This window comes from Amycolatopsis speibonae, from assembly GCF_042647925.1.
Taxonomy (GTDB): domain Bacteria; phylum Actinomycetota; class Actinomycetes; order Mycobacteriales; family Pseudonocardiaceae; genus Amycolatopsis; species Amycolatopsis speibonae.
Map to the genome: position 1 here is coordinate 66509 of NZ_JBHRWK010000016.1, position 16306 is coordinate 82814.

Annotated in this window: 3 protein-coding genes; all 3 read right to left on the reverse strand. The window is 71.1% G+C overall.

What is annotated here, in order from left to right:
* Positions 1 to 39: 39 nt before the first annotated feature.
* The 3 genes from ACFOSH_RS12285 to ACFOSH_RS12295 all read right to left on the reverse strand — a co-directional run bounded on the left by ACFOSH_RS12285 (position 40) and on the right by ACFOSH_RS12295 (position 16304).
* A complete protein-coding gene (locus ACFOSH_RS12285) occupies positions 40 to 4353 on the reverse strand; it encodes a type I polyketide synthase (RefSeq protein ID WP_449224179.1) in 4314 nt (1437 codons plus the stop codon).
* Positions 4354 to 4933: 580 nt separating this feature from the next.
* Positions 4934 to 6181 carry an HNH endonuclease signature motif containing protein gene (locus ACFOSH_RS12290; protein WP_378238938.1) on the reverse strand — a complete coding sequence of 416 codons (1248 nt, stop codon included), beginning with the start codon at positions 6179 to 6181 and terminating at the stop codon, positions 4934 to 4936.
* Between the two features lie 319 nt (positions 6182 to 6500).
* Positions 6501 to 16304 (reverse strand): SDR family NAD(P)-dependent oxidoreductase, encoded by a 9804-nt coding sequence (locus ACFOSH_RS12295; RefSeq protein ID WP_449224178.1) that lies wholly within the window; start codon positions 16302 to 16304, stop codon positions 6501 to 6503.
* Between the last annotated feature and the right edge of the window lie 2 nt (positions 16305 to 16306).

A 16306-nucleotide genomic window follows, 5' to 3' on the forward strand; every position in this document is an offset into this window, starting at 1 on the left:
GGTGTCCCCACTCATCGGTCGAGGTCGCGTGCACCCGGCTCAAGCGCCGAGTTGCTGGTCAATGAAGGCGAAGAGTTCGTCGTCCGAAGACGGCGCGAAGCCGGGCCCGTCGAGGCGCTCGGCGAGTTTTCGCAGGCGGCCGCCCGCTTTGACGTGGTCTTCGGTGCCCGGGTCGAGACGGCTCAGGGCCGCTTCCAGGCCGTCGAGCAGGCCTTCCACGTCGTCTTCCGTCCCGGCCAGCTCCTGCCAGAGGTAGGCGGCGAGGGCCTGCGGGGTCGGATGGTCGAAGACGAGCGTCGCGGGCACGGCGAGGCCGGTCGCGGCGTCGAGGCGGTTGCGCAGTTCGACCGCGGTGAGCGAGTCGAAGCCGAGTTCGGTGAACGCGCGGTCCGGCCCGATGGCCGACGTGTCCGGATGGCCGAGCACACGCGCCACGGTCTCGCGGGCGACCTTCAGCAGCAGCCGTCGCTGTTCGGGCTCGATCAGCCCGGTCAACCGCGACCGCAGATCCACCACCGGCGCTTCGGCGGCCGCGGCTTCCGGCCGGGGCAGCTCGGCGAGCATCGGCGCGGTGCGGAAGTCCTCGAAGAACGACGGCCAGTCGAAGTCGGCGACGGTGACGCACGTGTCGTCCGCGGCGATCGCCCGGACGAACTCCTCCACCGCGGCTTCCGGGGTCATCGGGCGCAAACCCTTGCGGCGGACGGCGTCGTCGACGGCCTCGGCCATTCCGCCCTCGGCCCACGGGCCCCAAGCGATCGAGACCGCCTTGACCCCTTCCGACCGCCACTGGGTCGCGAGCGCGTCGAGCTCCGCGTTCGCGGCGGCGTAGGCGGCCTGACCGCCGTTGCCGAGCACCCCGGCGATGGAGGAGAACAGCACCAGCGCATCCAGGTCTTTCGTGAGCTCCCGCAGATGCCGCGCGGCGGTCACCTTCGGCCGGGCGACGGCTTCGAAGCGCTCCGGGGTGGCGTCGTCGAGCAGCGCGTCATCGAGGACACCGGCGGTGTGCACGACCACTCGCAGGTCGTCGAGGCCGGTGACCACTGTGGACAGTGCGTCACGGTCCGCGGCGTCGCAGGCGTGGATGCTGACGCGGGCACCGAGGTCTTCCAGCTTCTGGCGGAGCTCCGCCGCACCCGGTGCGTCCTCGCCGCGCCGGGAAAGGAGCACCAGGTGTTCCGTTCCGGCCCGGATCAGCCGTTCGGCCACGAGTGCGCCCAACGCGCCGGTGCCGCCGGTGATCAACGCGGTGCCGGAGGTGGTCCACGCCGTGGTGGGCGCGGGGGCGGCAGGCACGAACCGGCGGGCGAAGATCCCGTCCTCGCGGATCGTGACCTCGTCCTCCGGACCGCCGAGCACGTCTTTGAGGCGGGCGGCGTCCGTCTCTTCGGTCAGGAGCACGCAGCCGCCCCATCGGCGGGGCTGCTCGATCGCCGCGACCCGCGCGACCGCGGCGACGCCGGGATCGCCGGTGGCGCACCAGATCTTCGCCGGAGTGTCCCGCAGGAGGGCGGCGAGCGCGGCGCCGTCCGCAGGGAAGGCCAAGACCGGCCCGGTTTCCGGGAGTTCCGTCACCAGGGGCGCGCCGAGTGCCTTAGCAGCGGCTTCGGCCCAGGCGTTGGTTTCCGGGGCGTAGACGGTCCACCCCTCCGATGTCCGTGCGGGCTCGATCGGACGCCAGACGATTTCGTAACGCCGGGCCGGGGGCGCGCTCCGGTCCGCGGCGGCGAGCCAGAAGCGGTCGCGCCGGAAGGGATACGTCGGCAAGTCGACATGGGCGCCCCCGGCGAGCATCCCGGCCCAGTCGAGCCGGACCCCGGCGGTGAAGAGCCTCGCCCGGGCCAGGTCGGCGGCGGCCGCCTCGTCGCGGTCTTTCCGTTGCGTGGCGATGAAAGTCCCGTCGGCGACGCAGTCCGCGCCGAGCGCGGTCAGGGAGGCGTCCGGCCCGATCTCGACGAAGCGCCGGACACCGCGCGAGTGCAGGGCCGCGACACCCTCGGCGAACCGGACCGGCTCGCGCACCTGCCGCACCCAGTACTCCGGGTCGCTGACATCACCGTCGTCACCGGCGATGATCGGGATCCGGGGTTCGGCGTAACGGACACTCGCGGCGACCTCACGGAAGTCGTCGAGCATCCCGTCCATCATCGCGGAATGGAAGGCGTGGCTGACCGAAAGTCGTTTGGTGCGGCGGCCGGGGAAGGTGTCGATCATCGCTGTGACGGCGGCTTCCTCCCCGGAGAGCACGACGGACGAGGGCCCGTTGATCGCGGCGATGCTCACGCCGTCGGGCAGGTCCAGTTCCGCTTCGGTGGCCTGCAACGCGACCATCACGCCGCCCGAGGGCTGCGCCTGCATCAACCGGCCGCGGGCGGCGACCAGGCGGGCGGCGTCGTCGAGCGACCACACGCGGGCCACGTACGCCGCGGCGAGCTCACCGATCGAGTGCCCGAGCAGGAAGTCCGGCTCGACACCCCAGGACCGCACCAGCTCGGCCATCGCGACCTCGAACGCGAACAGCGCGGGCTGGGCCACGTCGGTCCGGTCGATCCTGGTCTGGTCTTCGCAGGAAAGGACTTCGGCGAGTTTGAAGCCGGTGTGCGCGTCGAGCCGTTCCGCGACTTGGGCGAAGGTCTCGCCGAAAACGGGGAACGCCGAGGAAAGCGTGGTGCCCATCGCGAGCCGTTGCGCCCCTTGCCCCGTGCAGAGGAAGGCGATTTTGCCGCTGCCCGCACGGCCGGTGACGACGCCGGGCGCGGCCTCGCCGCGGGCCAGTGCGCCGAGTCCGGCGAGGAGTTCTTCTTCGTCTGCGCCGGTGACGACCGCGCGGTACGGCAGCGGCGCCCGTCCGGTCGCCAGCGACCAGGCGATGTCGGCCGGGTTTCCCTTGGTCTGAAGGAGCCGGTCCGCGAGTTCGGGCAACGCGATTTCACTGCGGGCCGAGAGCACCCACGGGACTCGGGCTCGGGTGTGGTGCTCGGCGGGGACCGCTTCCGGGGCTTGGCGGAGGATGACGTGCGAGTTGGTGCCGCTGATCCCGAACGACGACACCGCGGCCGCACGCGGGCGGCCGGTCTCGGGCCAGGGCCGATGCTCGGTGAGGAGTTCGACCGCGCCGGACTCCCAGGCGACGTGCGGGGACGGTTCTTCGGCGTGCAGCGTGCGCGGCAGTTCGCCGCGGCGCAGCGCCTCGACCATCTTGATGATCCCGGCGACCCCGGCCGCGGCCTGCGTGTGCCCGATGTTGGACTTGACCGAACCGAGCCACAACGGGTTCTCCCGCTCGCGGCCATACGTGGCCAGCAGGGTGTCGGCCTCGATCGGGTCACCGAGTTTCGTGCCCGTGCCGTGCGCTTCGACGACGTCAACGTCCGAAGTGGACAGTCCGGCACTGGTCAGCGCGGCGCGGATCACGCGTTGCTGCGACGGCCCGTTCGGCGCGGTGAGGCCGTTCGACGCGCCGTCGGAGTTGACCGCGGAACCCTGGACGACGGCGAGCACCCGGTGGCCGTTGCGGACGGCGTCGGACAGCTTCTCCAGCACCAGAACGCCGGCGCCCTCACCCCAGCCGGTGCCGTCGGCGCCCGCGCCGAACGACTTGCAGCGCCCGTCCGGGGCGAGCCCGCGCTGACGGGAGAACTCGACGAAGGTGTCCGGGACGGCCATCACGGTCGCGCCGCCGGCCAGCGCGAGCGAGCACTCCCCCGCCCGCAACGCCTGCGCGGCGAGGTGCACGGCCACCAGCGACGACGAGCAAGCGGTGTCGACCGACACGGCCGGGCCCTCGAAGCCGAAGGTGTAGGCGACACGGCCGGAAAGGACACTGCCCGCCGTTCCGGTGCCGAGGAAGCCCTCGACGCCCTCGGGCAGTTCGGTGACGCCGGATCCGTAGTCGTGGTACATGATCCCGGCGAACACGCCGGTCGCGCTGCCCTTCAACGCCGAGGCGTCGAGTCCCGCGCGCTCGATCGCTTCCCAGCTGATCTGCAGGAGGAGCCGCTGCTGCGGGTCCATCGCGAGCGCCTCGCGCGGGGAAATGCCGAAGAACTCGGGGTCGAACTCGGCGGCCTCGTGGAGGAATCCCCCCTCACGCGCGTACGACGTGCCGGGATGGCCGGGGTCGGGATGGAACAGCTCGGCGAGGTTCCAGCCGCGGTCTTCGGGGAACCCCGAAACCGCGTCGCGGCCGGCGGCCACCAGATCCCACAACGCCTCGGGCGAGTCGACCCCGCCCGGGTAGCGGCATCCCATGCCGATGATCGCGACCGGCTCTTTCGCCGCTTCGGCGAGCTCGCGGTTGCGCGCGGCCAGCCTGCTGTTCTCCTTGACCGACTCCCGCAGCGCGGTCACCAGCTCTTCGGGTGTCGCCATCAGATTCTCCGGACCGGACGAGACGGACGCAGCTCGGACATGGCCTCATCCTGTGCGCGGGCGCCGCTCGCCCCGGGCGCTGTTCGCCACGGCAGCCCCATTCCCCGGTAACCGGGGGCCCACCCGTGGTCGCGACGGCGTTCGGTGCAGGGTGTCGTGTCGGATGGCGAGTCCGGGCGGGGTGAGGGGTGTCGCCGAGGGTGAGGGGTGTGTGGAAATGGGGACGCTGATCGTCCCTGTTTCCACACACCCCGTCGCGATAGGACCTGTCATGCGGAACTGTGTGGATTTCTGCGCGTCCAACGCACCAAAATCCACACAGTCGGCGCCACAAGTCCGGCATTGCACAGAGCCACTGACCCGCCGCATTTGGCTTACCCCTCGATATCCTGGCTCTTCGCCGAACAGCGTGAGATGACGATGCGGCCAGGGGCCTTCGAGAAGACAACGAGGCCTGACGTGCTCGGGCCGTCGATCTCAGGAAGTGGCTGAAGGTTCACCCGAGTGCGGGCATGCCGAGGGGCCCGTCGCCGGTGGCGGTGGCGGGCTCCCTCGGGGTTCAGCGATGGTTGCGGCGAGGTGTTTGTAGTGGATCGAGGTATTGCGGGGGAATGAACTCCGGTCTGCCGTCGGCGGCCATGTGGACTTGCCAGCCGGATTGTCCGTGGATGACCAGGTGGTGGTAGCGACACAGCAGGCAGAGGTTGTTCAGGTCCGTGTCGCCGAGATGGCCCCACGGAAGAATATGGTGAGCCTCGCAGTGCTTGGGCTTGCGATGGCATCCAGGGAAAGCGCAGCCGTGGTCTCGGAGGTTGAGGGCGCGTCGTTGTGCGGGGGTGACGGTGCGGGCGGCGCGGCCGATGTCGAGGGGTTCGCTCTCCGACCCGAGCACCGCAGGGATGATCTTGGCGTCACAGGCCAGCATCCGGACGTGGCGTGCGGTGATCCGGGAGACCCCGTCCACACACGCCATCCCCAGTCCTGAAGTCAGCGTGTCGAGGGGGATGGTGACCACCACGGTGGTCCGGTCCCCCGACAGGGTCGGGGCCTTGTCGTTGGTCATCGCATAGTGGATCGCGTCGAACAACGCGTCTCCGTTGCGCTCACCAGGAGTGCGGGGGTCTCGGTTGCCGTCCTCGTCGACGGGTCTTCGCTGCCCCCACGTCTCGAACAAAGCATTCGCGCGAGCCCCGAACTCCGGATCCAGCAGCCCGGTCAACCGCCACCACCCGTCATCACGTTTCCGCAGGTGTACTTCACGTGACGGCGGTGACAGGTCCTCGTCCTTCGGCTCGTTCCCGTCGGGATCGAGATGGGCCAGCAGATCCGCTCCGGCGTTGGCGATCTCCTGAGGGCCGGCGTGGCGGGCCAGGTCCACCAGGATCTGTTCCGCACCTGACCGGTCCTCCTCAGTGGCCCCGCCGGGGATCTTCTTCAGCACCGCCAGGATCGGATCCAGCTGCTGATAACCGAGTTCACCCTCAGCCGCGGCGGCACCGGCGATCGGCGCCTTCGCGGGGGCAGGGGTGCCATCCAGATTCCTGCCCTCATTCAACTCCACGGCCCGCGCCACGGTGTCGCGTGCTTCCTTGGGCGTGATGCGGGCGGTCTCGGCGAACCAGCCCGCTGTCGAGCCGTGCCCGAACAGCTCCATCGGACCCCGGGCCTCGATCTCCACCAGGAACTGCCCCACCTCCGCCAACGCCTGCTGCGCCAACGACATACGCTCGACCACACCATGCGCGAGCTCCCGCGCACCGGCACGCCACAACTCCTGCGGCGGCTCGAGGATCCGTTGACTGGACACCCCGCAAGAATACCAATAATCGAACAAGTGTGCGAATGTGAAGCAATTTCTCGAAAGGTATTTCACATTCAATGAGTGTGATTCTTGAAGGGTAAGGCGTGGTGGCGTGTCAGGCTGGATGAAGGGAACTTTCACCGCATCCCCACGCAAGGAAGGCTCCCTCCGCGTCACCCCCAATGCCACATTCGGCGCACGCCTCAACGGCACGACACCTTTACCTCACCACTCACGAGACCCAACCCGAAGCAGCCCTCGTTCTGCACCAGTCCAGAAAGGCCGAAGGGCGCTTTCCCCGCATCCCATGCGGGGAAAGTCCCCTTCAGCCCTGGTCCGAACTCGACATCGCCCGGCTGATCAGATCCCCGACGTCCAGATCGTCGATAGCCTCGACGGACACCGCAGGCACCGAAGAAGGCTCCTCCTCCGCCAGCTTCACCAGGGCCTCCAGTACCCCCAATTCCCGGAACCGGTCGAGCGAAGCGCCGGCCAAAGCCCGCCGCAGCCGCGCCTCGTCCGGCACCACCACTTCGGGGAACAGCAGGGTCCCGAGGTGCGCCGCGAGCGCCGACGGGGTCGGGTGGTCGAACACCACCGTCGCCCCCAGCTGCCGCCCCGCCGCCGCCGCGAGCCGGTTGCGCAGGTCGACCGAGGTCAGGGAGTCGAATCCGAGGTCGGTAAAAGCGTGCTCCGGGTCGACCTCGCTCGCCGTGGCGAACCCGAGCACCTGCGCGGTGTGGGTCAGGACCAGGTCTTCCAGCGCGTCCGGTGTCAGTGAGGCGGAAGCGACCGGAGCAGCCGTCCGGCGCACCGGCAGCCGGACGAGCCCGGTGAGCAGCGCGGGCAGCACGCCCGCCCGGGCCTGGTCCCGCAGCCCGGCCAGGTCGAGTTTGACGGGCACCGCCACCGGACCGGGCGCGAGGTCGAACAGCACCGCCCCCTCCTCCGGGCTCAAGGCACCGAAGCCGTCCCGACGCATCCTGTCGATCAGCGCCTGGTCGAGCACGCCGCCCATCCCCTCGGCGTCCCACATCCCATAGGCGAGCGATCGCGCGGGCAGGCCGTCGGCGTGCCGTCGCTCGGCCAGCGCGTCGAGGTAGGCGTTGGCCGCGGCGTAGTTGCCCTGTCCCGGCCCGCCGAGCACGCCGGACACCGACGAGACCAGCACGAATTCCGTCAGCGGCCGGTCGAGGGTCAGCTCGTGCAGGTGGCGGGCTCCGTCGGCCTTCGGACCGAGGACCCGGTCCAGGCGTTCCGGCGTCAGCGCGGTGACGACACCGTCGTCGAGGACGCCGGCCGCGTGCACGACGCCCGACAGACCGGGGATCCCGTCGAGCAGGGTGGCGACGGCGTCGCGGTCGGCGATGTCGCACGCTTCGACGCGCACTTCGGCGCCCAGGTCGCCCAGGCGAGCGACCAGTTCTTCCGCGCCGGGGGCGGCGAGGCCGCGACGGCTGGTGAGGACCAGGCGTTCGACACCGTGTTCGGTGACGAGCCGTTCGGCCAGTCGAGCCCCCACGCCACCGGTCCCGCCGGTGATCAGCACCGTGCCCGCCGACTCCCAGTCCGGCTTCGGGCCCGGTTCGGCCCGGACCAGCCGCGGCACTTCGGCCCGGCCGTCCCGGACCCGGACGCGGGGTTCCCCGGTGGCCAGCGCGATGTCCACATCGGACACCTCGCCGTCGAGGATGACGAACCGGCCGGGGTTCTCCGCCTGCGCGGACCGCACCAGCCCGGCGGCGCCCGCGTCGTCGAGACCGCCTCCGGTGACCACGACCAGCCGTGAGCCGGAGAACCGCGATTCGGTCAGGAAATGTTGCAGGGCACTGAGGACCGCGTGGATCCCCTCGGGGGGAACAGGCAGGACGACCACCGGCGGCACCGGCTCGGTCACCTCGTCCCACCGCGCCCACGAGGTCGGCGTGGCGGTCACCGGCTCGGCCGCGATGTGCTCGACGCGGAACAGCGACCGGTCTTCCCCTGCCCGCAACTGCTCGCCGGTGACCGCGCGGACGACCAGCGAGCCGACCGAAAGCACCGGTGCCCCGGCGAGATCGGTCAGGTCGACGGCGACCTCGCCGGGCCCGATGAACCGCAGCCGCGCGCGGACCGTCGTGGCGCCGGTCGCGTGCAGGCTGACGTCGCTCCAGCTGAACGGCAGCGCCCCGGATTCCTCACCCTCGCCGAGGAACATGCCGTGCAGGGCGGCGTCGAACAGCGCGGGGTGGATCCCGAAGCGGGCCGCCTCGTCTCGTGCTTCCTCCGGCAACGAGATCTCGGCATAGCGGTCCTCGCCGTGCCGCCAGGCCGCCCGGAGGCCCTGGAACAGCGGGCCGTAGGCGAACCCGCGGTCGGCGAGGTCGTCGTAGAACGAGCCGAGGTCGATCGGCTCGAGGCCGTCCGGCCACGCGAAACCCTGGACGGGCGGGTTCGCCTCGGCCAGCAGGCCGAGCGCGTTGAGTTCCCAGTCCTCGCCGGGGATCCGCGAGTGGATGGTCACCGCCGCCGCCCCGCTGACCGCGACCTGGATTTCGATCGGCCCGCTCTCGGGGATCACCACGGGCGCGTGCAGGGTCAGTTCGACCAGCCTCGGCCGCCCGGCCTCGTCGCCGGCGCGGACGGCGAGTTCGGCGAGCGCCGCGCCCGGCAGCAGGACGGTGTCGTGCACGGTGTGCCCGGCGAGCCAAGGGTGGGTCGCGAGCGAAAGCCGTCCGGTGAGGACAGTGCCGTCGCTCTCCGCGAGCGAGAGCCCTGCGGCGAGCAGCGGATGCCCCGGCGAGTCCAACCCGGCCGATGAGAGATCCGCGACCGGAGCCGGGTCCAGCCAGAAGTGCTTGTACTGGAACGGATAGGTCGGCAGATCGAGGGCGCGTGCGCCGGGCAGGACGGCGTCCCAGCCGACGCGGACACCCTGGACGTGCAGGGTGGCGAGCGCGGCCATCGCCGTCACGGCTTCGTCGTGTCCCTTACGCAGCAAGGGAATTCCGTCGGTGAGCGCCGAGAGCACCGCGTCGGGGCCGAGTTCGAGGAACTTCGTGACCCCGTCGGCGCGAAGCGTCTCGACAGCCTCGGCGAACCGGACGGTCTCCCGGACGTGCGCGACCCAGTACGCCGGGTCGGTCACGGCCGAAACCATCGGGATGCGCGGTTCCGAGAAGGTCAGCTCCCGCACCACCGCGGCGAAATCGTCCAACATCGGCTCCATCAGTACCGAATGGAACGCATGCGACACATCGAGGCGCTTGGTCTTGCGACCACCGAACCGCGCGACGACGGCGAGCGTCGGCTCCTCGGCGCCGGACAACACCAACGAAGTCGGCCCGTTGACCGCGGCCAGCGAAACGCCGTCCGGCAGCTCCCCGAGTTCGTCCTCGGACGCCTGCACAGCCACCATGACGCCGCCCTCGGGCAACGCCTGCATCAACCGGCCCCGCGCCACCACCAGCTTCGCGGCGTCCTCCAGCGACAGCACACCAGCGACATGCGCGGCCGCGATCTCACCGATCGAATGCCCGGCCAAGAAGTCCGGCCTCACACCCCAAGACTCCACCAGCCGGAACAACGCCACTTCCAACGCGAAGATCGCGGGCTGCGCGAACTCCGTCCGCGACAGATCCCCGATCTCCGGCAGCAGCGCGGACACCTCGTCGTACGCCGCCGCGAACACCGGGAACGCCTCGTACAGTCCGGCGCCCATCCCCAGACGCTGCGAACCTTGACCGGTGAACAAGAAGGCCAGCTTGCCCGGTTGCGCCTTGCCGGTGATCCCGCCACCATCGGCGATGGCTTCGAGTCCGGCCCGAAGAGTGTCCGCGTCCGCGCCGACGACAGCGGCCCGGCGCTCGTGCCCGGTCCGTGTCGTGGCCAAGGAGTACGCGACCGCACGCGCATCTGAAGCGTCCACAAGGGACAGAAGGGCGCGGGCCCGGTCGGCCAGTGCCTGATCGGTCTTCGCCGACAGCACCCAAGGCACGACGCCGTGAGCGACAGGCTCGGCGATCACTTCGGCCGGGACCTGTTCCAGGACGACGTGCGCGTTGGTCCCGCTGATCCCGAACGATGACACCGCCGCGCGGCGCGGCCTGCCGGAACCGGGCCACTCGCGCGGCTCGGTGAGCAGTTCGATCGCGCCGGCGTCCCATTCGACCTCGGCCGACGGTTCCGCCGCGTGCAGGGTCCGGGGCAGCGTGCCCCGCCGCATCGCCTCGACCATCTTGATGATCCCGGCGACCCCCGCCGCGGCCTGTGTGTGCCCGAGGTTCGACTTGACCGAGCCGAACCACAGCGGCTCGTCCCGCTCGGCGCCATAGGTCGCGATGAGCGCCTGCGCCTCGATCGGGTCACCCAGTCTCGTGCCCGTGCCATGCGCCTCGACCGCGTCGATGTCCGAAGTGGACAGACCGGCGTCGGCGAGCGCCGCGCGGATCACCCGTTGCTGCGAAGGGCCGTTCGGCGCGGTGAGACCGTTGGACGCGCCGTCCTGATTGACCGCGGAGCCGCGGACCACGGCCAGCACCGGATGCCCGTTGCGCCGGGCGTCCGAAAGCCGTTCCAGCACGAGCACCCCGGCGCCTTCCGACCAGCCGGTGCCGTCGGCGTCGGCGGAGAACGACTTGCAGCGCCCGTCCGGGGAAAGCCCGCGCTGGCGGGAGAAGTCGAGGAACGTCTCGGGCGTCGCCATCACGGTGACCCCGCCGGCGAGCGCCATGTCGCACTCCCCCGCCCGCAGCGACCGGGCGGCCAGGTGCAGGGCGACCAGCGAAGACGAACACGCCGTGTCGACCGACACCGCCGGGCCTTCCAGTCCGAGCGTGTACGCGACCCGCCCGGACAGCACGCTGGCCGAGGTGCCGGTGCCCAGGAACCCGGCGACGCTGTCGGGGACGCTGGCCAGTTTCGCGGCGTAGTCGTAGTACATGATCCCGGCGAACACGCCGGTGGCGCTGCCCTTCAGCGACGTCGGGTCGAGCCGGGCACGTTCGAGGGCTTCCCAGCTGATTTCGAGCAGGAGCCGCTGCTGCGGGTCCATCGCGAGCGCTTCACGAGGCGAGATCCCGAAGAACTCGGGGTCGAACTCGCCCGCGTCGTGCAGGAATCCGCCGTGCCGGGTGTAGGTCTTGCCGGGCAATCCGGGCTCGGGGTCGTAGATGCCGTCGAGGTCCCAGCCTCGGCCACTGGGGAACGGCGAGATCGCGTCGGTACCCGCGTCGACGAGGTCCCACAGGTCTTCCGGCGACCGGACACCGCCGGGATAGCGGCAGCTCATCGCGACGATCGCGATCGGCTCGTCGGCGGCGCCGCGGCGGGTCACCACCGGACGGGCCGGTTCCGGGGCGCCGAGCAGTTCGGTGCCGAGGAAGGCGGCCACCGCCGCCGGGCTCGGATGGTCGAAAACGAGCGTCGCGGGCAGCCGCAGACCGGTCTCGGCGGTGAGTTCGTTGCGCAGTTCGACCGACGTCAGCGAGTCGAAGCCCAGTTCGGTGAACGGCCGTGACGGCTCCACCGTCTCCGCGCCCGCCCGGCCGAGGACGGCCGCGACGCGAGCCCGGACCAGGTCGATCAACAGCGCTTCGCGGTCGGCCTCGGACAGCCCCGCGAGCCGTCCCGCCAGGCCGGTGTCGGTGCGGCGGACGGCCTCGCGACGGGTCCGGACGCGGACCAGCCCGCGCAGGAGGGGCGGGACCCCGGCGTTCCGGACGGCCGCGAGGTCGAGCCGCACCGGAACGAGGACGGCACCGCCCTCGGCCACGGCGGCGTCGAACAGTGCCAGCCCTTCTTCCGGTTCGAGAGCGCCGAAGCCGTCCTTGCCGATCCGGTCCCGGTCGGTGTCGCTCAGCGCGGCGCCCATCCCGTCCCGCCACAAGCCCCAGGCCAGCGACTGGGCGGGCTTCCCGTCGGCGCGACGCCGCCGCGCGAGGGCGTCCAGCTCGGCGTTGGCTGCCGAGTAGGCCGCCTGCCCCGGTGAGCCGAACACCCCGGCGATCGAGGAGAACAGCACGAAGAAGTCGAGGTCACCGGTGAGTTCGTCGAGCACGTGCGCGGCGGTCGCCTTCGCCCGGAAGACGCCGTCGAGCCGCTCGGGCGTGAGCGACGTGACGACACCGTCGTCGAGGACGCCCGCCGCGTGGACGACGCCGGTGACCGGCGGTTCGGCGCTGCTCAGAAGCTGCCGCATCTGGTCGCGGTCGGCGACGTCGCAGGCTTCGACCCGGGCCCCGAGTTCTTCGGCGAGTTCCTTGGCGCCGGGAGCGGCCTCGCCGCGACGGCTGGCCAGCAGCAGATGCCGGACGCCGTGTTCGGCGACCAAGTGCCGCGCGAGACGGGCGCCGAGTCCGCCGGTACCGCCGGTGATCAGGACCGTGCCGGAAGTGTCCAGTGTGGACTCACCGGTTCCGGCCCTGGCCAGGCGTGGCGCGAACAGCGATCCCTCGAAAGCGTGCACCTCGGATTCGCCGGTGGCGAGCGCGGCGTCGACGTCGGTGTGGCCGCCCCGGACGAGGACGATCCGGTCCGGATGCTCGGCCTGCGCGGCCCGGACCAGACCTTCGACCGAGCCTTCGCGTCTGGTCAGCACCACCAGCGGGTCGGCCTCGTCCGTGGCCAGGAAGTCCTGCAGCGCGACGAGGGTGGCGTCGAGCGATTCGCCTTCCAGGACCGCGGCAGGCCTGGTGTCCGACGAACCGGCGGGGAGCGGAACGTCCTCGACGCGATAGAGGCCGTCTCGCGCCGAAGTCGTGGCCGTGACGGCGCGGACGCTGAGCCCGCCGATCGTGGCGACCGGCGCACCGGTCCCGTCGGCGAGGTCGAAGGCGATCGAGCCGTCGGCGCCCGGCCGGGCGTGCACGCGCAGTTCGGTCGCGCCCCGTGCGTGCAGAACGACGTCACGCCAGGCGAAGGGAACCGAACCCTGGGCTTCGCCGGGGACGGCGGTGGCCTGGAGCGCGGCGTCCAGCAAGGCCGGGTGCAGGCCGAACTTGGCCGCCTGCCCGGGATCCGGCAGGACGACCTCGGCGAAGATCTCGGAGTCGCGACGCCAGACCCTGCGCAGGCCCTGGAACATCGGCCCGTAGGCGAGACCGGCGGCGGTGAGCCGGTCGTAGGCGTCTTCGAGGCCCAGGACCTCAGCGTTCTCCGGCGGCCAAGACAGGTCCATAGTGGACACCGCCGGGTTGCCGAGGAAGCCGGCGGCGTGGGTTATCCACGGACGCTCCGGCAGCCGTGAATGGATCGACACCGGTCGGCGTCCGTGGTCGTCGGCGGCGCCCGCGACGACCTGGACTTCGGGCGCGGTACCGGGTTCGAGGACCAGCGGTTCCCGCAGGATCAGCTCTTCGACTCCCGTGCAGCCGGCTTCGTCGCCCGCGCGGACGGCGAGTTCGGCGAACGCGGTGCCGGGGACGAGCACCCGGCCCGCGACGACGTGGTCGGCCAGCCAGGGGTGCCTGTCAAGCGAAAGCCGTCCGGTGAGCAGGACCCCGTCGTCGGCGGCGATGGACACCGCGGCGCCGAGCAGCGGATGGTCGGCGGCGGCGAGCCCGGCGGCGGTGACGTCGGCGTCGCTTTCCTGGCCGAGCCAGAAGTATTCGTGCTGGAAGGCGTAGGTCGGCAGCTCGGTGAATCGCCCGCTGCCGCCGAGGTAGGCCGGCCAGTCGACGGCGACACCGCGCGCGTGCAGCGCGCCGAGCGCGGTGACCAGCTGCCGCGGTTCGTCATGGCCACGGCGCAACGCGGGAATCCCGCCGTCGACCAGCGCGCTGAGCACGGCATCCGGCCCGAGCTCGAAGAACTTCGTGACCCCGGCGGCCGACAAGCGCTCGACCGCGTCGGAGAACCGCACGGTCTCGCGGACATGGGCGACCCAGTAGGCCGGGTCGGTCACGGGCGACATCATCGCGATACGCGGCTCCGAGAACGTCAGTTCCCGCACCACCGCGGCGAACTCGTCCAGCATCGGCTCCATCAGCACCGAATGGAACGCGTGCGAAACGTCGAGGCGTTTGGTCTTCCGGTCCTTGAACCGTTCCGCGAAAGCGAGTGTCGGTTCCTCGGCGCCCGACAACACCACCGACGACGGACCGTTCACCGCGGCCAGCGAAACACCGTCCGGCAACTCCCCGAGCTCGTCCTCGGACGCCTGGACGGCGACCATCACGCCGCCTTCGGGCAACGCCTGCATCAACCGGCCACGTGCCGTGACGAGCTTCGCGGCGTCCTCCAACGAGAACACCCCGGCCACGTGAGCCGCCGCGATCTCCCCGATCGAATGCCCCGCCAGGTAATCGGGCCGCACGCCCCACGACTCCACCAACCGGAACAACGCCACTTGCAAAGCGAAGATCGCGGGCTGCGCGAACTCCGTCCGCGACAAGTCCCCGGACTTCGGCAACAACGCGCAAACCTCGTCATAAGCCGCCGCGAACACCGGGAACGCTTGGTACAGCTCGGTTCCCATCCCGGTCCGCTGCGAACCCTGACCGGTGAACAGGTACGCGAGCCCGCCCTCGGTGACCCGGGTGACGGCGACGTCGGACAGACCCGCCGAGAGGGTTTCCCAGTCCGTACCCGTGACAACGGCCCGGTACGGCAGCGCCGCCCGGGTGGTCAGCGTGTGGGCGACGTCGATCGGCTCCACGGTTCCGGCGACCGACAGCAGCCGGGACGCCTGAGCGGCCAGCGCGGGTTCCGTGGCCGCGGACAGCAGCAGCGGCACGACGGCGGGCGCGTCCCGGACAGCGGCGGGCTCCGCCGGAGGGGCTTGTTCCAGCACGACATGCGCGTTGGTCCCGCTGATCCCGAACGACGAGACCGCCGCCGAGCGAGGGCGGCCGGTGTCGGGCCACGGAGTGCGTTCGGTCAGCAAAGAGACCGGTCCGGCAGACCAATCGACCTCGCGGCTGGGCGTGCCGACGTTCAGGGTGGGCGGCAGGACGCCGTGGCGCATCGCCTCGACCATCTTGATGATCCCGGCGACCCCCGCCGCGGCCTGCGCGTGCCCGAAATTGGACTTGACCGAGCCGAGGAACAGCGGGTGCTCGCGATCACGGCCGTAGGTGGCCATCAGCGCTTCGGCTTCGATCGGATCGCCCAACCTGGTTCCCGTACCGTGCGCCTCGATGGCGTCGATGTCCGAAGTGGACAGTCGCGCGTCGGCGAGCGCGGCGCGGATCACACGCTGCTGCGAAGGACCGTTCGGCGCGGTGAGACCGTTGGACGCGCCGTCGGAGTTCACCGCGGAACCCCGCACCACGGCGAGGATCCGGTGGCCGTTGCGCTGGGCGTCGGACAGCTTCTCCAGGACGAGCATCCCGACGCCCTCGGCCCAAGCGGTGCCGTCGGCGTCGTCGGAGAAGGACTTGCAGCGCCCGTCCGGCGCCAGGCCACGCTGGCGCGCGAAGTCGACAAAGATCCCCGGCGACGCCATCAGGTTGACGCCGCCGGCCAGCGCCAGGGTGCACTCCCCCGCGCGCAGGCCGCGCACCGCGGCGTGCACGGCGACCAGGGACGACGAACACGCCGTATCGATCGAGACCGCCGGGCCCTCCAAGCCGAGCTGGTACGCGATCCGTCCGGAGTGGACACTGCAGGTGGTGCCGGTGAGCAGATAGCCGTCCACCGCGTCACCCGGGTTGTGCAGGCGCGGCCCGTATTCCTGCGCGGAAACGCCGACGTAGACCCCGGTGGGGCTGCCGCGCAACGCGGCCGGGTCGAGACCGGAGCGTTCGACGGCCTCCCAGCCGACCTCCAGCAGCAGCCGCTGCTGCGGTTCCATGGCCAGCGCCTCACGCGGCGAGATCCCGAAGAACTCGGCGTCGAATCCGGCGGCGCCGGGCAGGAAACCGCCGGTGCGCACGTAGGTGGTGCCTCGCCGGTCGGGGTCGTCGTCGAACAGGCCGGAGGTGTCCCAGCCGCGGTCGGCCGGGAACTCGCCGATCCCGTCGCGGCCGGATTCGACCAGGTCCCACAACGCGGCGGGCGTGTCGGCCCCGCCGGGGAACCGGCAGGCCATGCCGACGATCGCGACCGGCTCGTGCCGTCCGTCCTCGGCGTCACGCAGCCGTTCCCGCGTCCGGTGCAGGTCACCGGTCACACGCTTCAGCAGGTCGAGAAGCTTCTCTTGGTCCGCCATCA